We start from the raw sequence: 25,575 nt of genomic DNA, 5'->3' as shown, positions 1-25,575 counted from the left end.
GCATGGCGGGTCCGGGCAGAGGATGGCAGGAGGGGCAGGCGATTCGGGTCGCCCGTCCGGTGCGCCCAGATTCGTGCAAGGAGGTTAACGATCCGTTACACCACCGCACGCACCCCGACCGGTTCGCGCAACACCCCGCAGCCGTACGGCTGGGCGGAGCCGGAACCGGGTCGGGCGCGTTGGGGGGCGGATGCCACGAAAGGAAGGACCATGCACATCCAGGTCAATACCGGCGACAACGTGACCGTCGATGCCGGCACCGCCGCGCGCATCGAACAGGCGGTGCGCAGCGCCATCGGCCGCTTCGAGCGCGAGATCACGCGCGTCGAGGTGCATCTGAGCGACGACACCGCCGCGCGTTCGACCGACGGGGACATCCGCTGTGCGATGGAGGCGCGGCCGACGGGGCGCGATCCGGTGGGTGTCACGCACAATGCGGGCGACGTGGAGGGGGCGGCTGCGGGGGCCGCGCGCAAGATGGCGCGCAAGCTCGACACCATCCTGGGCCGCCGCTCGGACGTGAAGGGGGGCGCCACGATCCGCGGGGGCGGCGCCTGACAGCAGAAAGGGGGCGCATGGGCGCGCCCCCTCTCGTCGCGGACGGGCGGGACCCGTCGCCGGATCGGCTCACTTCTTGCCGGCCAGCGCGTCCTTGACGTCGCCCCAGGCCTTCTGGGCCGAGCCCTTGGCCTGATCCATGTGGCCCTCGGCCTCGAGCGACTTGTCGCCCGTCAGCTTGCCGACGCCTTCCTTGAGCTTGCCGCCGAGATCGCTCGCCGTGCCCTTCGCGTGGCTCTCGTTCGCCATGGGTGGTCTCCCTCATGTCTGGTCGCAGGAGAACGGGCGAGCGGGGTGGATGGTTCCGGGGAAACGGCATTGCAGGCAGAAGACGCTGCAGGCTCTGAGCTGGACGCGTGGAATCCAGCAGGGCCTACTGGCTCGCCGAGCCTTCTGAAAGGCTGTCCGGCCGACCTTCGATCAGATCATCGACCAGTTTCAGGGGCCAGAACAGGCCAAACCGAGCAGTCTCGGCAGGCCGCACAGCGTTATTGTCTCCTGACGATGCACAGCAAGAGGTTTCGCCGGCGTCCGATGGATGTTTTTGCTCCCGATGAAGGCGATACGTCGCACTGTACACTCCTATCAGGTCGTATGTCGCCCCTGACGACCAGAACAGACTTTTGTCGCCCCTGATCCGGGCGCCCTTAGTCTTGAGACAAACCGCGCCTCCCGACATGCCATTGAAGAAGACCCCTTCGAGCATGACGGCAGGATAGTCCTTGCCGTTGAGGGAGAATGGGATCTCCGGCTCCGACGCAACCATCCCCTGCTTCCAGATCGGATAGCCCTGGGTGCCGAAGCCAAATGGATAACCCAGAACGACAACTTGTGTGCCCGGTTCCAAAAGCCAATCGGTTCTCTCCGGTCTGTTCGCGCCATCAGGTTCAACGGACAGTGGAAGCACCGCCAGATCGTATCGGGGGTCGGACAGAAAGGCGTATCCAGCAGCTGGGTTGAAAAGCGCCAGTGTCTGTTCCTGTTTCGAGCCGTTTACGAAATACTCGAAAGACAGGCGATCTGGAGGTGCGTAGCCAAGCAGTTTCTCAGGCTCGAAGAAATCCCTTCCCGTCACGTTGTGACGATTCGTGACAAGATAAGATCTCCCAGCTTTCCTGTAGATGAAAGCTGTAGCCGACGCGAGAGGTTTGCCATTGGCAGAAAGCTGGATCTGTCGCACCGAAGCGGAAAGGGGGTGAACCGAGTTGCCGCCGACCATGACCATCATCGCCTCCCCCTCCGCTTCACCCCTCCACGCATCCCCGGCCGCCCGGCCGTGCTGCGGCCTTGGGCGGCGCCGGCCTCCTCCACCGCCTTTTCCACGGCCTGCTGGCGCGCCAGCGGATCGTCGTGGAGGACGAGGTCCACGGCCTCCAGCCGCCTGATCTCGTCGCGCAGGCGCGCGGCCTCCTCGAACTCGAGGTTCTCGGCCGCCTTGCGCATGTCGGCCCGCAAGCCGTCGAGCACGGCCTGGAGGTTGGAGCCGGCCGCGACGCGGTCGATCTTGGCCGTCACGCGGGCCATGTCGGTGTCGCCCTTCCAGAGGCCCGCCAGCACGTCCTCGACGTTCTTCTTCACGGTCTGGGGCGTGATGCCGTGGGCCCGGTTGTAGGCGATCTGCTTCTCGCGCCTCCGCTCGGTCTCGCGCATGGCGCGCTCCATGCTGCCGGTGATCGTGTCGGCATACATGATGACGCGGCCTTCGGCGTTGCGGGCGGCGCGGCCGATGGTCTGGATCAGCGAGGTCTCGGAGCGCAGGAAACCCTCCTTGTCGGTGTCGAGGATCGCGACAAGCCCGCATTCGGGGATGTCGAGCCCCTCGCGCAAGAGGTTGATCCCCACCAGCACGTCGAAGGCCCCGAGCCGCAGGTCGCGCAGGATCTCGATGCGCTCGATCGTGTCGATGTCGGAGTGCATGTAGCGCACCCGGATGCCCTGCTCGTGGAGGTATTCGGTCAGGTCCTCGGCCATGCGCTTGGTCAGCGTGGTCACGAGGGTGCGGAATCCCCTAGCGGCAACCTGGCGCACCTCGTCCAGGAGGTCGTCCACCTGCGTGGCGACGGGGCGCACCTCCACCTCGGGGTCGAGAAGTCCGGTGGGGCGGATGACCTGCTCGACGAACACGCCGCCCGCCTGTTCCAGCTCCCACGCGGCGGGGGTGGCGGAGACAAAGATGCTCTGGGGGCGCATGGCGTCCCATTCCTCGAACTTGAGGGGGCGGTTGTCCATGCAGGAGGGCAGGCGGAAGCCGTGCTCGGCCAGCGTGAACTTGCGCCGGTAGTCGCCGCGATACATGCCGCCGATCTGGGGGACGGAGACGTGGCTCTCGTCGGCGAAGACGATGGCGTTGTCGGGGATGAACTCGAACAGCGTGGGGGGCGGCTCGCCGGGCTTGCGACCCGTCAGGTAGCGCGAGTAGTTCTCGATGCCGTTGCAGACGCCCGTGGCCTCGAGCATCTCGATGTCGAAGGAGGTGCGCTGCTCGAGCCGCTGGGCCTCGAGCAGCTTGCCCTCGGCCACGAGCTGGTCGAGGCGCTGACGCAGTTCGTGCTTGATGCCCTCGATGGCCTGCTTCATCGTCGGGCGCGGCGTGACGTAGTGGCTGTTGGCGTAGATGCGGATGCGCTCGAAGCTGTCCGTCTTCTTGCCTGTCAGCGGGTCGAACTCGGTGATCGATTCCAGCTCCTCGCCGAAGAAGCTGAGGCGCCAGGCGCGGTCCTCGAGGTGGGCGGGCCAGACTTCGATCACGTCCCCGCGCACCCGGAACGAGCCGCGCGCGAAGGCTGCGTCGTTGCGCCGGTACTGCTGGGCCACGAGGTCGGCAAGGATCTGGCGCTGGTCGTAGGACCGGCCCCTGAAGAAGTCCTGCGTCATGGCGGAGTAGGTCTCGACCGAGCCGATGCCGTAGATGCAAGACACGGAGGCGACGATGATGACGTCGTCGCGCTCGAGCAGGGCACGGGTGGCCGAGTGGCGCATCCGGTCGATCTGCTCGTTGATCTGCGACTCCTTCTCGATGAAGGTGTCGGTGCGGGGGACGTAGGCTTCGGGCTGGTAGTAGTCGTAGTAGCTGACGAAGTATTCCACCGCGTTGTCGGGAAAGAAGCTCCTGAACTCGCCGTAGAGCTGGGCTGCCAGCGTCTTGTTGGGGGCGAGGATGATGGCGGGGCGCTGGGTGGCCTCGATCACCTTGGCCATGGTGAAGGTCTTGCCCGTCCCCGTCGCGCCCAGCAGCACCTGGTTGCGCTCGCCCGCGAGGATGCCCTCGGCCAGTTCCGCGATGGCCTGCGGCTGGTCGCCCGCCGGCTCGAACTCGGTCTTCATGACGAAGCGCCGGCCGCCCTCGAGCTTGTCGCGCAGGGGCCGGCGGGGGCCGAACAGCATCGGCATCTGGTCGGGGGCATTGTTGTGCATGGGAGCGCCTGCTTCGCGGGGTGGGGCATATTTGTGCCTCGTTCGTTCCGGCGCAAGGCAACTTGCGGGGCGCGGTCCGGTCGGGCAGAAGGCGGGGAAGCGAGGAGGCCCACCATGCGCGCACGCATCACTCGGATGCCCCGCAACAATACCCAGATCGGATCGGCCACCACGGCCGACTGGGTGCTGGACTTCGAGCCGGGGCAGGACCGTTTCCTCGATCCCCTGATGGGCTGGACCGGCAGCCGCGACACGCAGACGCAGGTACGCCTCACCTTCGACAGCAAGGAGGCGGCGCAGGCCTATGCGCTGCGCCACGGGATCGACGCGGTGGTGATCGACGACCATCCGCGCCGTCCCAACATCCGCCCCGGCGGCTATGGCGAGAACTTCTCGACCGCCCGGCGGATGCCCTGGACCCACTGACCCTGAGGCGTCAGTTTCCGGCCGCGTCGGCGGGGGCCGCATCCTCGGGCGGGATCTCGGCGGCAGGCGACGCCTCGACGACGGCGCAGGCGATGCGGCCGCCGCTGTTGCCGTGGTCGTGGGTCGTGTAATCGTCCGGGCTCTCGTGGACGATGAGGGCGCTGCCGTCCTCGTCGAACACCATCTCGGCCGTCAGTCCGATCGCGAACGCCTCCATGGCGAGCACGCCGTCGGCCTGCACATGGGCGTTGGGCAGATCGCCCGCATGGGGCCCGCCGGGGTTGCGGATCCCGTGGACCTGACCCTCTCCGGCGATGTGGTCGCCCGCGCTCTCGAAACCGGGCCCCTCGCACAGGCCGACCTCATGGAGGTGGACGCCGAACACGCCTTCGGGGAAGCCCTCGGCCACGATGATGACCAGCGAATGGCCGCTCGGAGCGGCTTCGAGCGTGACGTTGCCGAGGGGGGTGCCCTGCGCGTTCACAAGGGCGCCGGTGCCGCCGATCGTGTCGGACGAGGCAGCCGCTGCGGGATCGGCGGCATGGTCGTGCCCCCCGTCGGGCGAAGGGGCGGCAGGCTGCCCCGCATCCTGGGCGGCGAGCGGCAGCGCGCAGACGAGGGGCAGGGCAGAGGCGAGAAGCAGGCGGCGCATCGGGATCTCCCTGGCGGGTGGCCCGGGAGAAACCCCCCGGCACGGCCTCGCGTTCCGCCTGGGCGCTTCCGCTACCGCCGGTGGCGGGCTATGGAGGGGCGGGGCTCCGTAGCTCAACGGATAGAGCACTCGCCTTCTAAGCGAATGGCTGCAGGTTCGAGTCCTGCCGGGGCCGCCATCATTCGACCGCGAGGGTCTGGCGCAGACGGCCGGTGAGGCGGTCGTAGATCAGGATGCGGTCGTCGGCCGTGACCACGGCGAACCAGTCGCCCGCCATGGTGAAGGCGACCGGGCGGGCCGAGCCGTCGGGCAGCGTCACGGCCGGCGGCAGGATCGGTGCGGGCGCGTTGAGCCGCCACAGGAACGCGCCGACCAGCACCACGAAGCCCGCGATCATCACCCCGATCAGTCCGAGGACGAGGCGCTGGAGCGCGCGCAGGCCGGGCGGTAGAACAGCCGGGCCGTCCGGGATGGGCTCCATGACCGATCGCCTCAGCTTTCACCTTGCGGCCGAGCCGCCGCGGCGCCTTGATAAGGCGCTGGCCCGCGACGTGCCAGAGGCGGGGGCGCATGGCGTGCTCAGCCGCTCGCGCCTGGCGCGGCTGATCGCGGAGGGCGCGGTGCGGGTGGACGGGCGGGTGGAGACGGACCCCGCCGCCCCCGTCCGCGCGGGCGCGGCGGTGGAGATCGCCCTGGCCCCGCCCGAGGCGGCGCGGACCGAGGCGCAGCCGATCGCGCTCAGGGTCGTGTGGGAGGACGGCGACCTGATCGTGGTGGACAAGCCCGCGGGCATGGTTGTCCACCCCGCGCCGGGCAGCCGCGACGGCACGTTGGTCAACGCGCTGATGCACCATTGCGGCGAGGCGCTGTCGGGGATCGGGGGGGTGCAGCGGCCGGGCATCGTCCACCGCATCGACAAGGACACGTCGGGCCTGCTGGTCGCGGCCAAGACGGACCGAGCGCACCGCGGGCTGGCCGCGCGCTTTGCCGCCCACGACGTGGAGCGCGCCTATCTCGCCCTCTGCCACGGCGTCCCGGACCCGGCGGATGCGCGGCTGGCGGGCCTGCCCGGCGTGGCATGGGAGGCGGGCGGGGTGCTGCGGATCGCCCTGCCGCTGGGGCGCCACCCGACGGACCGTCAGCGTCAGGCCGTGCGCCCCGCAGGCGGGCGGCACGCCGTCACCCGTGCGCGCGTGCTCGAGCGGCTGGGCGGGGCGGCGCTGCTCGAGTGTCGGCTCGAGACCGGGCGGACGCACCAGATCCGCGTCCATTTGGCGCATGTCGGCCATCCGCTGATCGGAGACCCGGTCTATGGGGGCCGGCGTCGGCTGCCTGCGGCCCAGCCGGGCGCGCAGCAGGCGGAAGCCTTCCCGCGCCAGGCCCTCCATGCGGCCACGTTGGGGTTCGTGCATCCCGTCATGGGCGAGCGGCTCCGGTTCGAATCGCCGCTGCCGCCGGACCTTGCGGAACTCGTCGCGGCCCTGCGCGGTTGAGGAGGCGTCGGGCCCGCCCGGGAGCGGGATGCGACCGGCGGTCGGCCGGGCCGTCCGCCTTGTTTGCCGCAACGTCTCATGTTAGGGGGATTAACATCACGGAGGGACCGTCATGGCGTCCTATGCGAACCTTCCTGCGCCTTCTCCCGAACAGGGGCTCAACCGGTATCTGCAGGAGATCCGGAAGTTCCCCATGCTCGAGCCGGAAGAGGAATACATGCTGGCGAAGCGCTGGGTGGACCATGGCGACGCCTCGGCGGCGCACAAGCTGGTGACGTCGCACCTGCGCCTCGCGGCCAAGATCGCGATGGGCTATCGCGGCTATGGTCTGCCGCAGGCGGAGGTCATCTCCGAGGCGAATGTGGGCCTCATGCAGGCGGTCAAGCGCTTCGACCCGGAAAAGGGCTTCCGGCTGGCCACCTATGCGATGTGGTGGATCCGGGCGGCGATCCAGGAATACATCCTGCGGTCCTGGTCCCTCGTGAAGCTGGGCACGACCAGCGCGCAGAAGAAGCTGTTCTTCAACCTGCGCAAGGCCAAGGCCCGGATCGGCGCCCTGGAGGAGGGCGACCTGCGGCCCGAGAACGTCGCCCGCATCGCAGCCGATCTGGGCGTGGCCGAGGAGGAGGTCGTGTCGATGAACCGCCGCCTCTCGGGCGGTGACGCCTCGCTCAACGCGACGATCGGATCGGAGGGGGACAGCTCGACCCAGTGGCAGGACTGGCTGGAGGACGAGGAGGCCGACCAGGCCGCCGCCTTCGCCGAGCGCGACGAGCTGGAGGCGCGGCGCGAACTGCTGGAACGGGCCATGGAGGTGCTCAACGAGCGCGAGCGCGACATCCTCGTCCAGCGACGGCTGCGCGACGAGGTGGTCACGCTCGAGGAACTCTCCGAGCGCTACGGTGTCTCGCGCGAGCGGATCCGCCAGATCGAGGTGCGCGCCTTCGAGAAGCTCCAGAAGCGGATGCAGGACCTCGCGCGCGAGCGGGGCATGCTCGCGGAGGCGTGAGCGGCGGCAGGGGGGCCGGGGCGGTTGCGCGGCCCGCCCGTGCCGCGTAGGTCCGGTGGCGCAGGTCCGGCAGGAGGCGCCCCATGGACATGATGGCCACGGTCGTGAAGCCGATGCACCCCGAGGGGCGGCCCTTCGTGGCGGTCTTTGCGGCGGTCACGGTGGTCCTGTTTCTGGTGTCGGCGCCGCTGGGCTGGCTCGGCGTGGGCCTGACGGTCTGGTGCTACTACTTCTTCCGCGACCCGCCGCGCAGCGTGCCCCTGCGCGACGGTCTGGTCGTCAGCCCCGCCGACGGGGTCGTGTCGCTGATCGAGCCCGCCGTTCCGCCGGCCGAGCTGGGCCTGCCCCCCATTGCCCTGACGCGGGTGAGCGTGTTCATGAACGTCTTCGACTGCCACGTGAACCGCTCGCCCGTGCCGGGCCGGGTGGTCCGGCGCGCCTACCGGCCGGGCCGGTTCCTCAACGCCTCGCTAGACAAGGCGAGCGAGGACAACGAGCGGATGAGCTACCTGATCGAGATGGACGACGGCCGCAGGCTGGCCGTGGTCCAGATCGCGGGGCTGGTCGCGCGCCGTATCGTCAGCTTCGCCGACGAGGGCCGCGTCCTCGACGTGGGCGAGCGCTTCGGCCTGATCCGCTTCGGATCGCGCGTGGACGTGTACCTGCCCGAGGGCGTCGAGCCGCTCGTGGCGCCGGGCCAGACCACCGTGGCGGGCGAGACGGTGCTGGCCGACCTCCTCTCGGCCGAGCCGCGCCGCCGCGCCCGCCGCGACTGAGGCCCCCCGGATGGAGCCCCGTCCCGTCCGCGACCGGATGCCGCTGTGGCGGCTTCTGCCGAACCTCGTCACCGTGGCCGCGATCTGTGCCGGGCTGACGGCGATCCGCTTCGCCGCGCTGGGGCAGTATCACCTGTCGGTGGTCCTGATCCTGGTGGCGGCGGTGCTCGATGCGGTGGACGGGCGGCTCGCGCGGATGCTGCGCAGCGAGAGCGAGATCGGGGCCGAGCTCGACTCGCTCGCCGACTTCGTGAATTTCGGGGTGGCGCCGGGCCTCACGCTCTATTTCTGGTCGCAGGCCGAGGCGCGGCCGCTGCTCTGGGCCGTGGTGCTGGTCTTTGCCATCGCCTGTGTCCTGCGGCTGGCGCGGTTCAACGTGGGCGCGCGCCGCCCCAGGGAGGAACGCGACGACAGCCTGTTCGTGGGCGTTCCCGCCCCGGCCGGCGCGACGCTGGCGCTCGCCCCCGTGTTCCTGGCGGCGGCTTGGCCGGCGGGGCCGCGGCCCGTGATCCTGGTCGAGGCCTATCTGCTGCTGGTGGCCTTTCTGATGATCAGCCGCGTGCCGACCCCCTCGACCAAGGCCATGCGCATCCGGGCCGAGCACGCGAAATACGTGCTCGTGGGCTTTGTCGCGCTTCTGGCGCTGGTCGTGTCCTTTCCGTGGGTCACGCTTCTGTTGCTGTGCGCGGTCTATCTGGGGGTCGTGGCCTGGTCGGCCGTGCGACGGAGCAGGAGGGCGTGATGGAGATCCGCGCTGTCGAAAGCAGCTATCGCCGCTGGGCGCCGGTCTATGACCGCACCTTCGGCGCCATCACCCGGCGCGGCCGCGAGGAGGCGGTGCGCCGCATCAACGCGCTGCCGCTGGGCGAGGGGGGCGTCACGCGCGTGCTCGAGGTGGGGGTGGGCACCGGCCTCGCCCTGCCGCTCTATGCCGCGCATGTCCGCGTGACCGGCCTCGACGCCAGCCCCGACATGCTGGCGCGTGCGCGCAAGGCGGCCGAGGGTCTGGAGACGGTCGAGGACCTGCGCCTCGCGGACGCGCGCGCGATGGACCTGCCCGACGCCTCCTTTGACGCCGTAGCCGCCATGCACGTCCTCTCCGTCGTCCCCGAGCCGCGCCGCGTGATGGCCGAGATCGCGCGCGTCCTGCGCCCCGGTGGACGGGCGGTGACGGTGACGCATTTCGCGCGCGAGGGCGGGGCGCTGGGCCTCGCGGAGCGCGTGCTCGCGCCGTTCGCCGACCGGCTGGGCTGGCATTCGGACTTCGACCGTTCGGAGGTCGTCTCGGACCCGCGCCTGTCGCCGGGCGAGGAGCGGCGCCTGCCGCCCTTCGGGATCATGACGCTTCTGGTGCTGCACCGCGCCTGAGCACGGCTTGCGCCCGCCCTCGCCCCGCCCCTAGGGTGGCCCCCGGCCACGAGGGGAGAGACATCATGCACGAACCCGTCCGCTGGGGCGTCCTGGGGGCCTCGCGCTTCGCACGCGAGCAGATGGCCCCCGCGATCCACGCCGCGCGCGGCGCCGAGTTGGTCGCGCTCGCCACCTCGGACCCCGCCAAGGCCGAGGGTTTCCGGGCCTTCGCGCCCCGCCTGCGCGTGCATGCGGGCTACGAGGCGCTGCTCGGGGACCCCGAGGTGGAGGCGGTCTACATTCCGCTGCCCAACCACCTCCATGTGGAATGGACCGAGCGGGCGCTCGCCGCCGGCAAGCACGTCCTGTGCGAGAAGCCCATCGCCCTGCGCGAGACCGAGTTCGACCGCCTGATCGCCGCGCGCGACCGGTCGGGGCGGCTGGCGGCCGAGGCCTTCATGATCGTCCACCACCCCCAGTGGCAGCGCGCGCGGGAGCTGGTCCAGGGGGGCGCAATCGGGCGTCTCGTCCATGTGGACGCGGCCTTTTCCTACCACCTCACGGACATGGCCAACATCCGCAACCGGCAGGATGCGGGCGGAGGCTCCTTGCCCGATATCGGGGTCTATACCTTCGGCTCGACGCGCTTCGTGACCGGAGAGGAGCCCGAGGCGATCGAGCACGCGATCGTGCGGCGCGAGGCGGGCGTGGACACCTTCGCCCATGTGGTCGCGCGCTTCCCCTCGTTCACCTATGCGGGCTTCACCTCCATGCGGATGTTTCCCCGCCAGGAGGTCGTGTTCCACGGCGAGGGGGGCGTGCTGCGCGTGGGCTGGGGCCCGTTCAACGCGGGCGTCTTCGACCTCGCGCAGATCGTGCTGGAGAATTCGTCCGGCGCGCGGACCTTCGAGCGCTGGCCGGGGGCGAACCACTATGTCCTCCAGGCCGAGGCCTTCGGCCGCTCGCTGCGCGAGGGGGTGCCCTTTCCCTGCCCGCTCGAATGGAGCCGGGGCACGCAGCGGATGATCGACATGGTGCTGGCCGCCGCCTGAGCGGCGCCGGAACGATCGGGCCCCCACGGTCGTTGCCCCGGCGACCGGCTGGACGGGGGCAATCATGGCGGACAAGCGGCGCATTCTGGTCTTCGGCGCGCAGGGCGCGACGGGGTCCGAGGTGGTGCGGCAGGCGGTGGCGGCGGGCCATCCCGTGCGCGCCTCGGAATACCGCTTCCGCAAGGATGCCGACCTCCCCCCCGGGGTGGAGCGGATGGAGGCCGACGTGCTCTCGGGCGACCTGCGCCCCCTCGTGCGGGGGGTCGATGCCGTCATCTCCTGCCTCGGCGTGCCCAACGATCCCGCCACGCTGCTCAACCCGCCCCCTCTCTACGTCGAGGGGACGACGCGCATCGTCGAGGCGATGCAGGCCGAGGGGGTGCGGAGGATTGTCGTCATCTCGGCAGCCTTCGTGGCGGTGACGGACCGGGGCCCGGCGTTGTTCCGCACGGCGGTGATCCCGTCGCTGACGCGCGTGCTCGACCAGATGCGCGGGATGGAGGCGATGCTGCGCGTCTCGGGGCTGGACTGGACGGCCGTGCGGCCCGGCTGGCTCATGAAGGCCGAGGCGTCGGGCGATCCTTACGTGGGCGAGGAGCCGTTTCCGCCGGACGTGATCCGCGCGCGGACGGGCGACGTGGCGGCGCTGCTGCTGGACTGCGCGGCCAATGACGCCTGGCTGCGCAAGGCGCCCTTCATCGCCCGCGACGAGCCCGGCGCGATGGAGAGCAACGTCCGCGTCGCGCTCGAGATGCTGTCCTAGCGCTCGGTCGCGCCCTTGCCGGCGAGGATGCGGTCGCGGAAGCGGGCGATCCGCGCGATCCGCGTGGCCGCCGTCCTGGCCGAGGAGAGCGCGACGGCATAGCTGCGCTGGCGCCCCGGCGTGAGGGCGGCAAAGGCCTCGGCCAGTGCGGGATCGGCGTCGAGTGCGGCCACCAGCTCGTCCGGGAGGTCCGGCGCCCCTTCGGCCTTCGGTGCCCTCAGGCCGCGCTCGGCCATGTCCATTGCCGCGCGCAGACAGGCGAGGATCGCCTCCGCCCGCTGGGCCGGTCCGTCGTTGCTGCGAAAGCGGAAGGCATCCGCGTGCCGGGTGTTCGGCCCCTGCCGCTCCAGCACGCCCTCGGCGTCCGGGAGAAGCACGGCGTCGAACAGGCTGAGGCGGAAGTCGTCGCGGAAGGCGCCGATGATGGCGACGTTGCGCCCCGCATGCCGGTAGCACGGGTGCCCCCACCGCACCGCCTCGGACAGACCCGCCGCGAGGCAGAGGCGCCGCAGCTCAGCCAGCCCCCCGGCCCAGCGGCGGGCCGAGCAGTCCGGCGTGGCGAAGCGCGCGCAGCGGCCGCAGCCGCTTGCGAAGTACTCGTCCGCGGTGGCGATCATCCCCTGCGCTCAGGCCCCGTCCATCGCCTCGAGCTCGTCGATCAGCCGCTCGATCATCCCGAGGCCCTTGTGCCAGAATCCGGGATCGGAGGCATCGAGCCCGAAGGGCGCGAGCAGGTCGCGGTGGTGCATGGAGCCGCCCGCGCGCAGCATGGCGAAGTACTTGTCGCGGAACTCCGCATCGCCCTCCTCCCAGGCCGCGTAGAGCGCGTTCACCAGCCCGTCGCCGAAGGCATAGGCATAGACGTAGAAGGGCGAGTGCACAAAATGGGGGATGTAGGTCCAGAACGTCTCGTAGCCCGGTGCGAAGCGGAAGGCGTCGCCCAGCGACTCGGCCTGGACGGACATCCACAGCGCGCCGATGTCGTCGGGCGTGAGTTCCCCGTTGCGCCGCGCGGCATGGAGCTTCGACTCGAAGTCGTAGAAGGCGATCTGGCGGACGACCGTGTTGATCTGGTCCTCCACCTTGCCGGCCAGCAGCGCCTTGCGCGACCGCGCATCCGGCGCCTCGGCCAGAAGCTTGCGGAAGGTCAGCATCTCGCCGAAGACGCTCGCCGTCTCGGCGAGCGTCAGGGGCGTGGCCGACAGAAGCTCACCCTGACCGGCGGCGAGGACCTGGTGCACGCCGTGCCCCAGTTCGTGGGCGAGCGTCATCACGTCGCGCGGCTTGCCCAGGTAGTTGAGCAGCACATAGGGGTGCGCGTCCGTGACGGTCGGGTGGGCGAAGGCGCCGGGGGCCTTGCCGGGCTTGGCGGCGGCGTCGATCCAGCCCTTGCCGAAGAAGGGCCGGGCGAGGTCCGCCATGCGCGGGTCGAAGGCCGCATAGGCGTCGAGCACGGTCGCCTCGGCCTCGGCCCAGGGGATCAGGCGGTCGTCCTGCGGCAGCGGCGCGTTGCGGTCCCAGACCTCCAGCCGATCGAGGCCGAGCCAGCGCGCCTTGAGCCGGTAGTAGCGGTGCGAGAGCCGCGGATAGGCCTCCACCACGGCGGCGCGCAGCGCCTCGACCACCTCTGGCTCGACGTGGTTCGACAGGTGGCGCGCGTGCTGGGGCGTGGGAAAGCCGCGCCAGCGGTCCTCGATCTCCTTTTCCTTGGCCAGCGTGTTGTGGATCCGGGCGAAGGTGCGGGTGTGGGCGCCGAACGTGGCGGCGAGCGCGTGGAACGCCGCCTCGCGCCGGGCGCGGTCGGGATCGGTGAGCAGGTTCAGCGCGGGCTCGATCCCCATGCGCTCGCCGTCCACGTCGAACTCGAGCGCGGCGATGGTCTCGTCGAAGAGCTTGTTCCAGGCCGAGGCGCCCACCGTGCTCTGGTCGTGCAGGAAGCGCTCCAGCTCGTCGGAGAGCTGGAAGGGCTTCATGGCGCGCATCCGGTCGAAGACGGGCTTGTAGCGCGCCAGATCCGCGCTCTGGCCGAGCAGCGCGGCGAGGTGATTGTCGGGCAGGCGGTTGAACTCGAGGCTCCAGAACACGAGCGGGGTGGTGTAGGCCGTCACCCGGTCCTGGCAGTCCGACAGGAACTTGGCGCGCTCGGGGTCGAGCGTCAGCTGGTAGTAGCGCAGACCCGCATAGGACATGATCCGGCCCGAGACCAACTCGATGCGCTCGTAGCGGCGCACGGCCTCGAGCAGGCCCGGCGCGTCGAGCGCGGCGAGCCGGCCCTCGTAGTCGGCGGCGAAGGCGCGGCAGGCCTCCTCGAGCCAGTCGAGATCGCGCTTGACCTCGGGGGCGTCGGGCGCGGCATAGAGGTCCGACAGGTCCCATTCGGGCATCGGGCCCAGCGCCTCGGCGCCTCCGGCCTCGCGGGTGGCGTCACGGAACGGATGCGGCATCGTGCTCTCCCCTTGTGGGCCCGTCCTCCATAGGGGAGGGGGCCGCTGGACGGAACCCCGCCTCCTGCTGGCGCAGGAGCGCGCGCAAGCTCTCGAGCGTGTCGATCTCGGAGGCGGGCTTGTCGCGGCGCCAGCGCAGCATCCGGGGAAAGCGCAGGGCGACGCCCGACTTGTGGCGGGGGCTGGCTTGGATGCCCTCGAAGCCGATCTCGAAGACCTGCACGGGTTCGACCTGCCGGACGGGGCCGAAGCGCTGGATCGTGTGGCGGTGCACCCAGGCGGTGATCTGGCGGAACTCCTCGTCCGTCAGGCCCGAATAGGCCTTGGTGAAGGGCACCAGCGCGTCGCCGTCGCGCACGGCGAAGGTGAAGTCGGTGAACAGGTTGGCCCGCCGGCCCGAGCCGGCCTGCGCATAGACCATGACCGCGTCCACGCTGAAGGGCTCGACCTTCCATTTCCACCAGTCGCCCTTTCTGCGCCCCGTCCCGTAGGGAGAGGCGAGGCGCTTGAGCATCAGCCCCTCGGCTCCTTCCTCGCGCGCGGCCTCGCGCGAGCGGGCGAGGTCGTCGAGCGTCTCGAACGGCACGGCCGGCGAGAGCCGCAGCGGCGCGTCCGGGGGCAGGGGGGCGAGCAGCGCGTCGAGGCGGGCGCGACGCTCGGCGAAGGGGAGGGGGCGGATGTCCGCGCCCCCCTCCTCGAGCAGGTCGTAGGCCATCAGGATCACGGGCGCGGCCTCGAGCGTGGCGCGGGAGAGCGTCTTGCGGCCGATCCGCGTCTGGAGCGCGGCGAAGGGCAGCGGCCGGCCGTCGCGCCAGGCCAGGATCTCGCCGTCGAGCACGGTGCCGGGGGGCAGCCAGTCGAGCGCGCGGGCGATCTCGGGGAAGCGGTCGGTGACGAGGTCCTCGCCCCGGCTCCAGAGGTGGTGGCGCCCCCCGCGCAGGATGAGCTGGCCGCGGATGCCATCCCACTTGCGCTCGGCGAACCAGTCGCGGGGGTCGCCGAGATCGGCCGGGTCCTCGAGCGGATAGGCGAGAAAGAAGGGATAGGGGCGGGCGCCGTCGTCGGCGGCATTGCCCTCGCGCAGCAGGGCCGCCCAGGTCGTGGTGGCGGGCGTCCAAGTGCCCATCAGGCGGTGGGCCACCTCGGTGTCGGGCAGGCCCTCGGCTTGGGCCACGGCGCGGACCACGAGGGTCTGGGAGATGCCGACGCGGAAGGACCCCGTGAGCAGCTTGTTGAACAGGAACCGCTCGAAGGGCGGAAGCGAGTCCCACATTTCCAGCAGCGCCTCGCGCCGCTCGGGCTCGGGCAGGGCGGCGAGCCGGGCGAGGCGGTCCATCCAGTGTGCGAGCGGCAGGTCCAGCTCCTGCGAGGGGGGCGGCAGGATCAGGGCGATGGTCTCGCTCAGGTCGCCGGCGACGGCATAGGATTCCTCGACCAGCCACAGGGGCAGGCCCGACGCCTCGGCCGCCCATTCGCGCATCTTCGTGGCGTTGACGGCGCGGCGGGGGCGGCGGCCGGAGAACAGGGCGATCGTCCAGAGGCGATCGGCCTCGGGGGCGGTGCGGAAGAACTCGGCCAGGGCGGCGACCTTCTCGCCGGTGCGGGTGGTCGAGTCGAGGCGGGCATAGAGCGTGGCGAAGTCCCTCATGCCGGGGCCTCCTCGGGCTCGGCCTCGGCGCCCTCGGGGGCCTCTCCCATCCAGTCGGTGTGGACGATCCCGGCCTCGAGGCCCTGCTCCTCGAGCCAGCGGCGGAAGGGCGCGGTGTAGCCGTGGGTGACGAGGACGCGCTCCGCTCCGGTGGCGGCGATGGCGGCGTTGAGGCCGGGCCAGTCGGCATGGTCCGACAGCACGAAGCCCCGGTCCGCGCCCCGCCGCCGGCGGATGCCGCGCAGCGCCATCCAGCCCGAGGCGACGGCGCGGCGCGCCTCGCCGAACTTGCGCGCCCAGGGGGCGTCGAGCGCCGAGGGCGGGCAGAGGACCAGCGCGCCGCGATGGGCCTTGAGGTCGAGGCCCTGGGCCACGCGGATGGTGGGCGGCAGCGGCAGGCCCTGCTCGCGCAGCACGGCGGTCACGCCTTCGACCGCGCCATGGGTCAGGATGGGGCCCACGGAGGGGTCGAGCATGTGCAGAAGCCTCTGGGCCTTGCCCAGCGAGTAGGCCCCGAGGAGCGAGAACCGCCCCTCGGCCGCGTTGGCGGCCCACCAGGCGTTGAGGTCGGCGGCCAGCTCGGCCTGGGGGCGCCAGCGGAAGACGGGCAGGCCGAAGGTGCATTCGCTGACAAAGGTGTGGCAGGCGACCGGCTCCCACGGGGCGGAGAGGCCGTCGGCCTCGGTCTTGTAGTCGCCCGAGACGACCCAGACCTCGCCCCCAACCTCGACCCGGATCTGGGCCGATCCGGGGACGTGGCCCGCGGGGTGGAAGGAGACGCGCGCGTCCCCGATCGTCAGGGTCTGTCCGTAGGGGACCGTCTCGAGCCGGTCGGGACGGAGGCGGTGGCGGACCACGGGGGCGGCGTCCCCGGTCACAAGATAGGCGCCCATGCCGGGCCGGGCGTGGTCGGCATGGCCGTGGGTGACGAGCGCGCGGGGAACGGGCCGCCAGGGGTCGATGTGGAAGTCGCCCGCCTCGCAGTAGAGGCCGCGATCGGTGAGGGACAGGACCGGCATGGCCTGCGACCTAGCGCGCGCCGCAGGCCGGGGAAGGATCAGGGCGCGTCCGCGAAGGGCGGCCAGGGGCGCGTCTCCTCGGCCGCGATCCAGGCCGACACCCAGGGCGGCAGGGGGGGCGAGGTCCCGTCGCGGCCGAGCGCGGCCATGACCCGCGCGGGCGCCACGATGCCGCCCCGTCCCGTGGTCGCCACGCGCAGGAGCACGTGGCCCGCGCATTCGCCCGAGCGGAGAAAGATCGCCTGCTCGACATAGAAGAAGCGGGCGTCCCAGCCGATCCCGCGCGTGCGCATCCGGAGCCGGTCGAAGGCGCGCACGCGGCGGCGGTAGCGCACGGAGGCCCCGGCCACGGCCGCGCCCCAGCCGTTCCGCCGCATCGCCCCCACGAGGCCCACCCGCCGGATCCAGGGCAGCCGGCCCAGGTCGTAGAGCGTGAGGGTCCGGCCGTTGTTGAGCTCGTTCCAGATGTCGAGGTCCCAAGGCCAGCAGAGATGCCGGCTCTCGTGCACGCCCTCGGGCGGAAGGGGCGGGTCGTTGCGGTGGCGCCAGAGCTGCCAGGCGAGGCGGAGGACGGGATACATCGGGGCCGCTCCTTTCGGCCGACCGCTGCCGGGCCGGGCGGGGGGCGTCAAGCGTGACCCTGCGGCGCGCCCCTCCGGTCACGGCGGGGCGAGGCGCGTGGGGCGGGGATTGCGTCGGGGCGGGGCCCGGCTTAGGTCGGGGGCAGCGCGGCGCGGAGACACCATGACCTCCCTGTTCGAGATCCTGCTTCTGATCCTGGGCGTGGCGAAGTTCCTGATCTTCGCGCATTTCATCATGTCGTGGCTGCTCGCCTTCAACGTGCTGAACCCGCGGCAGCAATTCGTGCAGCAGGTCTGGGGCGGGCTGTCGCGGCTGCTCGAGCCGCTCTACGGGCCGATCCGGCGCGTCCTGCCGCCCATGGGGGGCCTCGACCTCGCGCCGCTGGTCGCGCTGGTGGCGATCTATGCGCTGGAGATCGTGCTGCGCAACAATGTCGGCTTCTTCGTCTAGCCCATGACGGAGGACCGGGCGGGCGCCCTCCTGCGGGAGGTGTGGGGGTTCGAGTCCTTCCGCCCGGGGCAGGAGGAGATCGTCCGCGCCGTGGCCGGGGGGCGCGACGTCCTGGCCGTGATGCCCACGGGCGGGGGCAAGTCGCTGTGCTTCCAGCTGCCCGCGCTCTTGCGCGAGGGGCTGACGGTGGTCGTGTCGCCCCTGATCGCGCTGATGCGCGACCAGGTGCGCGCGCTGCGCGAGGCGGGGGTGGAGGCGGGGGCCTACACCTCGGCCAACAGCGAGGAGGAGAACGCGGCGCTGCGCGAGGCGCTGGCGGAGGGGCGGCTGCGGCTGCTCTACCTCGCGCCCGAGAGGCTGGCGCAGGCAGGCACGGCCGCGGCGCTGCGGCGCTGGAACACCCGGGCGCTGGCCGTGGACGAGGCGCATTGCGTGGCCGAGTGGGGGCACGACTTCCGTCCCGACTACCTGCGCATCGGACCGCTGCGCGAGGCCCTGGGCGTGCCGCTCGCGGCCTTTACCGCCACGGCGGACGACGACACGCGCGCCGAGATCGTCGAGCGGCTGTTCGGGGGGCGTGAGCCCGCGCTGTTCCTGCGCGGCTTCGACCGGCCCAACATCCACATCGCCTTTGCCCCCAAGGACGGGCCCCGCCGGCAGGTGCTGGATTACGTGCGCGCCCGGGCGGGGCGGTCGGGGATCGTCTATTGCGCGAGCCGCGCGCGGACCGAGACCCTCTCGCGCGCGCTGCGCGAGGCGGGGGTCCCGGCGATCCACTACCATGCGGGGATGGAGCCCGACGCGCGGCGCGAGGCCGAGACGCGGTTCCAGACGGAGGACGGGCTGGTGGTCGTGGCCACCGTCGCCTTCGGCATGGGGATCGACAAGCCCGACATCCGCTGGGTGCTCCATGCCGACCTGCCCAAGTCGGTCGAGGGCTACTATCAGGAGATCGGGCGCGCCGGGCGCGACGGGCTGCCGGCCGAGGCGCTGGCCCTTTATGGCGCGGACGACATCCGGCTGCGGCGGTCCCAGATCGACGAGGGCGCCGCGCCCGAGGCGCGCAAGATCGCCGATCACGGGCGGCTGAACGCGCTTCTGGGGATCGCGGAGGCGGCCGGCTGCCGCCGGCAGGCCCTGCTGCGCTGCTTCGGCGAGGAGAGCGCGCCCTGCGGGGCCTGCGACACCTGCGACCGGCCCGTGGAGACCTGGGACGCGACGCAACCCGCGCGCATGGCGCTGTCGGCCGCGCTGCGCACGGGCGAGTGGTTCGGGGCGGGGCATCTGATCGACGTGCTGCGGGGCGTGGCGACCGAGAAGGTGCGGGCGCGCGGGCATGACGGGCTGCCCACCTTCGGCGTCGGGGCCGGGTGGGACGAGGGGCAGTGGCGCGCGATCCTGCGGCAGATGATGGCACAGGACCTGCTGCGCCCCGACCCCGCGCGGCACGGGGCGCTGCGGCTGACCGCCCTCGCGGGGCCGGTGCTGCGGGGCGAGCGCGCGGTCGCCATGCGGCGCGACCGGCTGCCGGAGCGGCGGGGGGGCACCCTTCGGGCGGAGCCGCGTGCGTTGGTGGCGGAGGAGGCCGAGGGGCTGCTCGCCTCGCTCAAGGCGCTGCGGCGGCAGCTCGCGCAGGCGCGGGGGGTGCCCGCCTACGTGATCTTTCCCGACCGCACGCTGATCGAGATGGCCGAGCGCCGGCCCGCGACGCTGGACGCGCTGGCCGCGATCGGGGGCGTGGGGGCCAGAAAGCTCGAAGCCTACGGGCGCGCCTTCCTGGAGGCGATCCGGGGAGAGCCCGCGCCGGAGGTCCATCCCGCGCGCCGCCGCCTGGCCGGCAGCGAGGCGGGCCTGCTGTTCGACCGGCTGGCCGAGGCGCAGAGGCGTCTGGAGCGCGGCGAGGACGGGACGGCGCGGCCCATGTCCTGCCCGGCCTCGGCGCTGAGGCACGTGGCGGAGCGGCGGCCGCGCGACCTCGCCGCCCTCGCGCGGCTGCCGGGGATCGGGCCGGAGCGGGCCGCGCGTTTCGGAGAGGCCTTTCTGGCCGTGCTGCGGGAGACCTGACGCCACGACGCCCCCCGCCCGCAGGAGAGCGGCCGGAAGGGGGGCAGGCGGACAGGCGGAAGGGCGGGGCATGGGCAGCAGGTCTCGGGCGCAGGGATGTCTCTGCGCCGGAGGATGCGACGGAAGGGTTAACGATCCGTTGCCCCACCGCGCGGTGGTGTTGCGTCCGGCTTTGGCCGTCGGATCAACGGGTTGGGCCGTCGTGGTTAACGGATCGTAACGGCGCGCTCAGGGCAGAAGCGGCTCGAGCGGGTCGTAGAGGGCGGGACCGTCCTCCCAGGCTGCGGCGGCGAGGCTGTCGGGCTTGTGGTTGAGCCGCGCGAGATCGGCGCGGCTGGCCCAGAGCCGGTGGGCGACGATCCCCTCGGGGTCGGACCACGGCCCGTCCGGGTCGCCCGACAGGAGCGTGCAGCGGAAGGCGATCTCGACCTGGTGGAAGGCGCGGGCGGGGTCGTGGAACTCGTTGACGAGGCGGGGGGCGCCCACGGCGACGCGGAGGCCGGTCTCCTCGTGCACTTCGCGCGCCAGCGCGTCGGGAAGCGATTCGTGGGGGCGGACGGCCCCGCCGGGCAGGCACCACAGGTCGGTGCGTCCGGGATAGGCGTTGACGAGAAGGAGGCGGTCGGCGTGCAGGAGGAGCGCGCGGACGGCGAGGCGGGGAGACGGCACGCGCTCAGCCGGGCAGGAGGTGGTTGACATGGCCCATCTTGCGGCCCGGTCGCGCCTCGGCCTTGCCGTAGAGGTGGAGACGGCCGCCGCTGCGCAGCAGTTCGGGAAGGCGGGCCATGCCTTCGGGGCCGACGAGGTTTTCCATGCGGACGGAGGCGTGGCGGGTGCCGTCGCCCAAGGGCCAGCCCGCGATGGCGCGGACGTGCTGCTCGAACTGGTCGATGGTGCAGCCCGCCTCGGTCCAGTGGCCGGAATTGTGGACGCGGGGGGCGATCTCGTTGACGAGGAGGCGGCCCCGGGCGACGAACAGCTCGACCCCCATGACGCCCACATAGTCGAGCGCGTTGAGGATGCGCCCGGCGAGCAGGACCGCGTCCTGGGCGAGCGCGGGCGGGATGCGGGCGGGCACGGTGGTGGTGGCGAGGATGCCGTTCTCGTGCACGTTCTCGCCGGGATCGTAGGCGGAGACGGTGCCGTCGAGGCCGCGTGCGGCGATCACGGACACCTCGCGCTCGAAGGGGACGAAGCCCTCGAGGATGGCGGGGGCGCCGCGAAGGGCGGCAAGCGCGTCCGCGGCGCCCCCGGGCGAGGAGAGCCGGACCTGACCCTTGCCGTCGTAGCCCAGCGTGCGGGTCTTGAGGATGGCGGGGGTGCCGATCCGGTCGAGCGCGTCGGCGAGCGTGGCGGCGTCGTCCACGGGGGCGAAGGGGGCGGTGGCGAGGCCGAGATCCGCAAGGAAGCGCTTTTCGACCAGGCGGTCGCGCGAGGTGGCCAGCGCGCGGCGGTTCGGGCGGATGGGGGCCAGCGCCTCGATCGCGTCGAGCGATGCGGGGGGGATGTTCTCGAACTCGTAGGTGACGACGGCGACGGAGGCGGCGAAGCCGGCGAGCGCGTCCCTGTCGTCCCAGGGGGCGCAGGTGAAGCGGGCGGCGCAATGGGCGGCCGGAGCGGCGGGGTCGGGGTCGAGGATGTGGGTGCGCAGGCCGAGCCGGGCGGCGGCCATGGCGAGCATGCGGCCGAGCTGGCCGCCGCCGAGGATGCCGATCGCGGCGCCGGGGGCGAGGGGGTCAGTCAACGGGGGACTCGGTCACGGAGGCCGCGAGGCCGGCGCGCCAGGCGGCCAGCCGGGCGGCGAGCGCGGGGTCGGCGAGGGCGAGGATGGAGGCGGCGAGCAGGCCCGCATTGGCGGCCCCGCCGATGGCCACGGTGGCGACGGGGAAGCCGCGCGGCATCTGGACGATGGAGAGGAGGGAGTCGAGCCCGCCCAGGGCGCGCGTCTCCACCGGGACGCCGATTACGGGGAGTGCGGTCTTGGAGGCGAGCATGCCGGGCAGGTGCGCGGCCCCGCCGGCGCCTGCCACGATCACCCGCAGGCCGCGCGCCGCGGCCTCGGCCCCGTAGCTCCAGAGGCGGTCGGGCGTGCGGTGGGCGGAGACGATGCGGGTCTCGTGGGGGATTCCGAGTTCGGCGAGAACCTGTGCGGCCCCCCGCATGGTCGGCCAGTCGGACTGGCTGCCCATCACCACGCCGACGAGCGGGGAGGCGGCGGGCGGCGGATCGGCGGAGGGGCCGGTCACGCGATGATGTCCGGCAGGAGGCGATCCTCGAGAAGGCGGATGCGGTCGCGCAGCACGAGCTTTTCCTTCTTCTTGCGGCGGATCAGGAGCATGTCCCGGGCGGGGCGTTCCTCGAGGGCGAGGATCTCCTCGTCAAGGGCGCGGTGAAGGCCGCGCAGCACGTCGAGTTCAGCCCGAAGCACCTCGGCTTCGTCCATGGTGGCCGGATGGACCATCGCGGCATGCCCCGTCGGTTCGGCCGGCGCGCCGCGCCGGCGCGGACACCATAGGCGCTCGGCTTTGCGGCGGGAAGGCCCAAGCCCTTGCGGGACAAGGCTGCCGCTCCCATATTCGCGACAGGCGGTCGCCCGAGTCCGGGGTCCGCGCTGACGGTCGCTTTCGCGGAAAGGACGTGTCGCAGATGACCAAGCTCACCCTCGGAACGCATCCGTTCCTTTTGGGGTTCGAAGGCCTCGAACGCCTGGTGGAACGGACGGCGAAGTCGGGCAACGACGGCTATCCGCCCTACAACATCGAACAGACCTCGGACCGGTCCTATCGGATCACGCTGGCCGTGGCCGGGTTCACGGAGCGGGACCTCGCCATCACGGTCGAGGACCGCCAGCTCGTGATCCGCGGGCGGCAGGCCGAGCCGGACGACGGGCGGATCTTTCTTCACCGCGGGATCGCGGCCCGACAGTTCCAGCGGAGCTTCGTGCTGGCCGACGGCATCGAGGTGGGAGAGGCGGTCATGGAGAACGGGCTGCTGCACGTCGATCTGACCCGCCATGTTCCGGAGACGGTCGTCCAGACCGTCCCCATCAAGAAGAGTGGGGTCAAATGAACGGTTCTGCGAACACGAACAGGGGGCGGCGGCCGGACCTCCGCGCGCTCTCTCCCGATCTGGTCTATGTCAAGCCGGTGCCGGTGGCGTCGCTGCCCGAGCCCATCCGCCTGCAGGCGGGCGATCTCGAGACGATCTTCGCCGTCCACGATTCGGACGGCCAGCAGCTTGCCCTGGTCGCCGACCGGCGGCTGGCCTTCGTGCTGGCGCGTCAGCACGACAAGGTGCCCGTGACGGTGCACTGAGGTCGCAGCGATGGGGGGCTGAGGCCCCCCGGCGCCTCTCCTCCCGCCGGGCGGAGGGTGGTGCATCATCGCCGGCACGTTGACGAAGCACGCGGCCGCGACAGGTAAGGTGCCGAAGGGGACGCGCCGCGCCCCCGCAGACGGGAGGCGTCCGCCTCCGCCAGCGACGGACCAAGGCCATGGCACAGACCGATACCCCCTACCGCGCCAAGAAGCACGGCTATTCCTCGACGCAGATCGCGCTGCACTGGACGGTGGCGATCCTCGTGGTGGCCAATGCCCTGATCGGGGACGCCATGGCTAACGTGTTCCGCGCCAGCCTGCGCGGGGAGGAGGTCACGAACTGGGGTCCGGCCTACATGCATGCCGCGATCGGCCTCGTGATCCTGCTGGTGATGATCGCGCGCCTGGCCGCGCGCCTGAACCGCCCGGTGGAGGTGGCGCCCGACTCGCCGCACCGCCTGCTGAAGGTCCTGGCCACGATCAACCACTGGGCCTTCTATGCCCTCCTGCTGGCGATTCCGGTCCTGGGGGCGGTGGCCTGGTTCGGCGGCGTGGCGGCGGCGGGCGATCTGCACCGCCTCCTGATCTGGGTCTTCTGGGTGCTGGTCCTGATCCATGTGGGCGCCGCGCTCCTGCACCATTTCGTGCTGCGCGACGGACTGATCCGCCGGATGATCCGGCCCACGGGCGGCACCTGAGCCGGAGGCCGGGGGCCGTCGCCCCCGGCAGGCCGCCGCTCAGCGCGGCGCGCTCAGAAGCCCCAGACCCTCGAGCGTGAGCAGGACCTGGTGGGCGCAGGTATCCACGTCCTGCCCCTCCGTGTCCACGCGCAGCTCGGGCGCCTCGGGGACGTCGTAGGGGTCGGAGATGCCGGTGAATTCCTTGATCTTGCCCTCGCGCGCGAGCTTGTAGAGGCCCTTGCGGTCGCGCCGCTCGCATTCCTCGAGCGAGGTGGCGACATGCACCTCGACGAAGGCGCCGTACTGCTCGATCATCTCGCGCACCTCGGCCCGCGTGGCGGCGTAGGGGGCGATGGGCGCGCAGATCGCGATGCCGCCGTTCTTGGTGATCTCGGACGCGACATAGCCGATCCGCTTGATGTTGATGTCGCGGTGCTCCTTGGAGAAGCCGAGCTCCGAGCTGAGGTGCTTGCGCACCACGTCGCCGTCGAGCAGCGTCACCGGCCGGCCGCCCATCTCCATGAGCTTGACCATGAGCGCGTTGGCGATGGTGGACTTGCCCGAGCCCGAGAGTCCGGTGAAGAACACGGTGAAGCCCTGCCTGGAGCGCGGCGGCGAGGTGCGGCGGAGCTCCTCCACCACCTCGGGGAAGGAGAACCAGTCGGGGATCTCGAGCCCCTCGCGCAGGCGGCGGCGCAGTTCGGTGCCCGAGATGTCGAGGGTGGTGCAGCCCTCGGGCACCTCGTCCACGGGGAAGTACTGGGCCTTTTCCTGGACATAGACCATCTGCTTGAAGGGGACCATCTCGATCCCGACCTCGTCCTGGTGGCGGGCGACGAGGTCCTGCGCGGCGTAGGGGTCGTAGAAGTCCTTTCCCTGGCTGTTCTTGCCGGGGCCGGCATGGTCGCGGCCGACGATGAAGTGGGTCATGCCGTGATTGCGCCGGATGATGGCGTGCCAGAGCGCCTCGCGCGGGCCGGCCATGCGCATGGCGAGGTTGAGAAGCGACAGATGCGTGGTGGCGGCGGGATACTTGGAGAGCACCGCCTCGTAGCAGCGCACGCGGGTGAAGTGGTCCACGTCGCCGGGCTTGGTCATGCCCACGACGGGATGGATGAGGAGATTGGCCTGCGCCTCGCGCGCGGCGCGGAAGGTCAGTTCCTGATGCGCGCGATGCAGCGGGTTGCGGGTCTGGAAGGCGACGATCCGGCGCCAGCCGAGCTTGCGGAAGAAGGCCCTGAGTTCGTTGGGCGTGTCGCGGCGGGCCTTGAAGTCGTAATGGACGGGCGGCGCGAGGCCGGTGACGGGGCCGCCCAGATAGACGGGGCCCGCGCGGTGGCGCAGGTAGTTGACGCCGGGATGGGCGATGTCGTCGGCGCCGAACACGCCCACGGCCTCGGCCGCCTTGTCGGGGGTCCACTTGTCGGTCACCGTCATGGTGGCGAGGATCACGCCCTCCTGGTCGCGCAGGGCGATGTCCTGGCCGGGCTCGATCCGGGCGGCGAAGGCCTCGGAGACGTCGAGCGTGATGGGGATGGGCCACAGCGTGCCGTCGGCCAGCCGCATGGAGGAGACGACACCCTCGTAGTCGGCCTGCCCGAGGAAGCCCTTGAGCGGGAAGAAGCCGCCGTTCATCAGCAGCTCGAGATCGCAGATCTGGCGCGGCGTCAGGTCCCAGGAGGGCAGCGTCCCGGCCTCGGCCTTGAGCTTCTGCGCGGATTCGGCGGACACGTAGAGCTCGGGGATCGGCGCGAGGTTGGACAGGGGCATGGGGCGGGATTCCGGGGTCTGATGCAGCATGGGCGCTCGAAGGTCTGGCACGGTCGGGGTCGCCCAGCCCCCTAGACCCGCTGCTGCGCCGCCGCAAGCGGTGCCCGT

General features: G+C 71.6%; 28 protein-coding genes, 1 tRNA gene and 1 pseudogene. 15 read left to right on the top strand and 15 right to left on the bottom strand.

Annotation, left to right across the window (positions count from 1 at the left end):
- Positions 1-210 precede the first annotated feature (210 nt).
- On the top strand, positions 211-558 hold the full coding sequence (locus GT358_RS11655) for an HPF/RaiA family ribosome-associated protein (RefSeq protein ID WP_166582795.1): 348 nt from the start codon (positions 211-213) through the stop codon (positions 556-558).
- 69 nt (positions 559-627) lie between these two features.
- On the opposite strand, the gene GT358_RS11650 is transcribed toward GT358_RS11655, so the two are convergent.
- From GT358_RS11650 to uvrB, 3 genes are all read right to left on the bottom strand, one after another.
- Positions 628-807 (bottom strand): CsbD family protein, encoded by a 180-nt coding sequence (locus tag GT358_RS11650; protein WP_166582794.1) that lies wholly within the window; start codon positions 805-807, stop codon positions 628-630.
- A gap of 124 nt (positions 808-931) precedes the next feature.
- Complete coding sequence (locus tag GT358_RS11645; RefSeq protein ID WP_166582793.1) at positions 932-1,786, bottom strand: serine protease; 855 nt, start codon at positions 1,784-1,786, stop codon at positions 932-934.
- A complete protein-coding gene (uvrB, locus tag GT358_RS11640; RefSeq protein WP_166582792.1) occupies positions 1,783-3,972 on the bottom strand; it encodes an excinuclease ABC subunit UvrB in 2,190 nt (729 codons plus the stop codon). Before uvrB ends, GT358_RS11645 begins: the two co-directional genes overlap by 4 nt.
- Before the next feature lie 114 nt (positions 3,973-4,086).
- On the opposite strand from uvrB, the gene GT358_RS11635 reads away from it, so the two are divergent.
- Positions 4,087-4,398: an ETC complex I subunit gene (locus tag GT358_RS11635; RefSeq protein WP_166582791.1), complete on the top strand. Its 312-nt coding sequence runs from the start codon at positions 4,087-4,089 to the stop codon at positions 4,396-4,398.
- Positions 4,399-4,408: 10 nt separating this feature from the next.
- Here GT358_RS11635 and GT358_RS11630 read toward each other — a convergent pair whose 3' ends face one another.
- Entirely contained in the window at positions 4,409-5,050 is a 642-nt protein-coding gene (locus tag GT358_RS11630; RefSeq protein WP_166582790.1) for a superoxide dismutase family protein, read from the bottom strand.
- A gap of 102 nt (positions 5,051-5,152) precedes the next feature.
- On the opposite strand from GT358_RS11630, the gene GT358_RS11625 reads away from it, so the two are divergent.
- Positions 5,153-5,228 (top strand) — tRNA-Arg (locus GT358_RS11625).
- Here GT358_RS11625 and GT358_RS11620 read toward each other — a convergent pair.
- Entirely contained in the window at positions 5,229-5,531 is a 303-nt protein-coding gene (locus GT358_RS11620; RefSeq protein ID WP_166582789.1) for a DUF6476 family protein, read from the bottom strand.
- Here GT358_RS11620 and GT358_RS11615 point away from each other — a divergent pair.
- The 7 genes and pseudogenes from GT358_RS11615 to GT358_RS11585 all read left to right on the top strand — a co-directional run bounded on the left by GT358_RS11615 (position 5,521) and on the right by GT358_RS11585 (position 11,493).
- On the top strand, positions 5,521-6,543 hold the full coding sequence (locus tag GT358_RS11615) for an RluA family pseudouridine synthase (RefSeq protein ID WP_166582788.1): 1,023 nt from the start codon (positions 5,521-5,523) through the stop codon (positions 6,541-6,543). The two genes, GT358_RS11620 and GT358_RS11615, sit on opposite strands and share 11 nt — an antisense overlap.
- A 112-nt stretch (positions 6,544-6,655) precedes the next feature.
- Complete coding sequence (gene rpoH, locus GT358_RS11610) at positions 6,656-7,552, top strand: RNA polymerase sigma factor RpoH (RefSeq protein WP_166582787.1); 897 nt, start codon at positions 6,656-6,658, stop codon at positions 7,550-7,552.
- Positions 7,553-7,632: 80 nt separating this feature from the next.
- Positions 7,633-8,328, top strand: a pseudogene (locus tag GT358_RS11605) (phosphatidylserine decarboxylase); the annotation flags it as partial.
- A 10-nt stretch (positions 8,329-8,338) separates the two neighbouring features.
- Positions 8,339-9,070, top strand: a complete 732-nt coding sequence (locus GT358_RS11600) for a phosphatidylcholine/phosphatidylserine synthase (RefSeq protein WP_166582785.1) — start codon at positions 8,339-8,341, stop codon at positions 9,068-9,070.
- Positions 9,070-9,696, top strand: a complete 627-nt coding sequence (locus GT358_RS11595; protein ID WP_166582784.1) for a class I SAM-dependent methyltransferase — start codon at positions 9,070-9,072, stop codon at positions 9,694-9,696. The genes GT358_RS11600 and GT358_RS11595 overlap by 1 nt, the downstream gene beginning before the upstream one ends.
- A 65-nt stretch (positions 9,697-9,761) precedes the next feature.
- Complete coding sequence (locus GT358_RS11590) at positions 9,762-10,730, top strand: Gfo/Idh/MocA family protein (RefSeq protein ID WP_166582783.1); 969 nt, start codon at positions 9,762-9,764, stop codon at positions 10,728-10,730.
- Between the two features lie 64 nt (positions 10,731-10,794).
- Positions 10,795-11,493, top strand: a complete 699-nt coding sequence (locus tag GT358_RS11585) for an NAD(P)-dependent oxidoreductase (RefSeq protein WP_166582782.1) — start codon at positions 10,795-10,797, stop codon at positions 11,491-11,493.
- Here the strand turns inward: GT358_RS11585 and GT358_RS11580 are convergent.
- From GT358_RS11580 to GT358_RS11560, 5 genes are read right to left on the bottom strand one after another with little or no spacing between them, the layout of a single operon-like run.
- A complete protein-coding gene (locus GT358_RS11580; protein ID WP_166582781.1) occupies positions 11,490-12,110 on the bottom strand; it encodes a YdeI family protein in 621 nt (206 codons plus the stop codon). The genes GT358_RS11585 and GT358_RS11580 overlap by 4 nt on opposite strands.
- 9 nt (positions 12,111-12,119) lie before the next feature.
- Positions 12,120-13,937 (bottom strand): M3 family oligoendopeptidase, encoded by a 1,818-nt coding sequence (locus GT358_RS11575; protein ID WP_166582780.1) that lies wholly within the window; start codon positions 13,935-13,937, stop codon positions 12,120-12,122.
- The gene (locus tag GT358_RS11570; protein ID WP_166582779.1) at positions 13,918-15,585 is read right to left on the bottom strand and encodes an ATP-dependent DNA ligase; all 1,668 of its coding nucleotides are present in this window, start codon (positions 15,583-15,585) and stop codon (positions 13,918-13,920) included. Before GT358_RS11570 ends, GT358_RS11575 begins: the two co-directional genes overlap by 20 nt.
- The gene (locus GT358_RS11565; protein WP_166582778.1) at positions 15,582-16,604 is read right to left on the bottom strand and encodes a ligase-associated DNA damage response exonuclease; all 1,023 of its coding nucleotides are present in this window, start codon (positions 16,602-16,604) and stop codon (positions 15,582-15,584) included. Before GT358_RS11565 ends, GT358_RS11570 begins: the two co-directional genes overlap by 4 nt.
- Before the next feature lie 38 nt (positions 16,605-16,642).
- Complete coding sequence (locus GT358_RS11560) at positions 16,643-17,185, bottom strand: thioesterase family protein (RefSeq protein WP_166582777.1); 543 nt, start codon at positions 17,183-17,185, stop codon at positions 16,643-16,645.
- A gap of 163 nt (positions 17,186-17,348) precedes the next feature.
- Here GT358_RS11560 and GT358_RS11555 point away from each other — a divergent pair, with 163 nt between their 5' ends.
- Both GT358_RS11555 and recQ read left to right on the top strand, forming a co-directional pair.
- On the top strand, positions 17,349-17,636 hold the full coding sequence (locus tag GT358_RS11555) for a YggT family protein (RefSeq protein ID WP_166582776.1): 288 nt from the start codon (positions 17,349-17,351) through the stop codon (positions 17,634-17,636).
- Between the two features lie 3 nt (positions 17,637-17,639).
- Positions 17,640-19,700 (top strand): DNA helicase RecQ, encoded by a 2,061-nt coding sequence (gene recQ / locus GT358_RS11550; protein ID WP_166582775.1) that lies wholly within the window; start codon positions 17,640-17,642, stop codon positions 19,698-19,700.
- Between the two features lie 228 nt (positions 19,701-19,928).
- On the opposite strand, the gene GT358_RS11545 is transcribed toward recQ, so the two are convergent.
- From GT358_RS11545 to GT358_RS11530, 4 genes are read right to left on the bottom strand one after another with little or no spacing between them, the layout of a single operon-like run.
- A complete protein-coding gene (locus GT358_RS11545) occupies positions 19,929-20,399 on the bottom strand; it encodes an NUDIX domain-containing protein (RefSeq protein ID WP_166582774.1) in 471 nt (156 codons plus the stop codon).
- Positions 20,374-21,444, bottom strand: a complete 1,071-nt coding sequence (locus GT358_RS11540) for a 5-(carboxyamino)imidazole ribonucleotide synthase (RefSeq protein ID WP_166582773.1) — start codon at positions 21,442-21,444, stop codon at positions 20,374-20,376. The genes GT358_RS11545 and GT358_RS11540 overlap by 26 nt, the downstream gene beginning before the upstream one ends.
- Positions 21,437-21,889 (bottom strand): 5-(carboxyamino)imidazole ribonucleotide mutase, encoded by a 453-nt coding sequence (purE, locus tag GT358_RS11535; protein ID WP_166582822.1) that lies wholly within the window; start codon positions 21,887-21,889, stop codon positions 21,437-21,439. The genes GT358_RS11540 and purE overlap by 8 nt, the downstream gene beginning before the upstream one ends.
- Before the next feature lie 53 nt (positions 21,890-21,942).
- Positions 21,943-22,161 (bottom strand): YdcH family protein, encoded by a 219-nt coding sequence (locus tag GT358_RS11530; RefSeq protein WP_166582772.1) that lies wholly within the window; start codon positions 22,159-22,161, stop codon positions 21,943-21,945.
- Positions 22,162-22,346: 185 nt separating this feature from the next.
- On the opposite strand from GT358_RS11530, the gene GT358_RS11525 reads away from it, so the two are divergent.
- The 3 genes from GT358_RS11525 to GT358_RS11515 all read left to right on the top strand — a co-directional run bounded on the left by GT358_RS11525 (position 22,347) and on the right by GT358_RS11515 (position 23,715).
- The gene (locus tag GT358_RS11525; RefSeq protein WP_166582771.1) at positions 22,347-22,769 is read left to right on the top strand and encodes an Hsp20 family protein; all 423 of its coding nucleotides are present in this window, start codon (positions 22,347-22,349) and stop codon (positions 22,767-22,769) included.
- Positions 22,766-23,014, top strand: coding sequence for a DUF1150 family protein (locus tag GT358_RS11520; protein WP_166582770.1), 249 nt, complete (start codon positions 22,766-22,768; stop codon positions 23,012-23,014). The genes GT358_RS11525 and GT358_RS11520 overlap by 4 nt, the downstream gene beginning before the upstream one ends.
- 179 nt (positions 23,015-23,193) lie before the next feature.
- Positions 23,194-23,715 (top strand): cytochrome b, encoded by a 522-nt coding sequence (locus GT358_RS11515; RefSeq protein ID WP_166582769.1) that lies wholly within the window; start codon positions 23,194-23,196, stop codon positions 23,713-23,715.
- Between the two features lie 39 nt (positions 23,716-23,754).
- On the opposite strand, the gene GT358_RS11510 is transcribed toward GT358_RS11515, so the two are convergent.
- A complete protein-coding gene (locus tag GT358_RS11510; RefSeq protein WP_166582768.1) occupies positions 23,755-25,467 on the bottom strand; it encodes a bifunctional sulfate adenylyltransferase/adenylylsulfate kinase in 1,713 nt (570 codons plus the stop codon).
- Positions 25,468-25,575: the final 108 nt, after the last annotated feature.

Source organism: Rubellimicrobium sp. CFH 75288 (assembly GCF_009904055.1).
Lineage (GTDB): Bacteria > Pseudomonadota > Alphaproteobacteria > Rhodobacterales > Rhodobacteraceae > Rubellimicrobium.
Note: the sequence above shows the minus strand (reverse complement) of the source record. Positions and strands in the feature narration are given on the sequence as shown.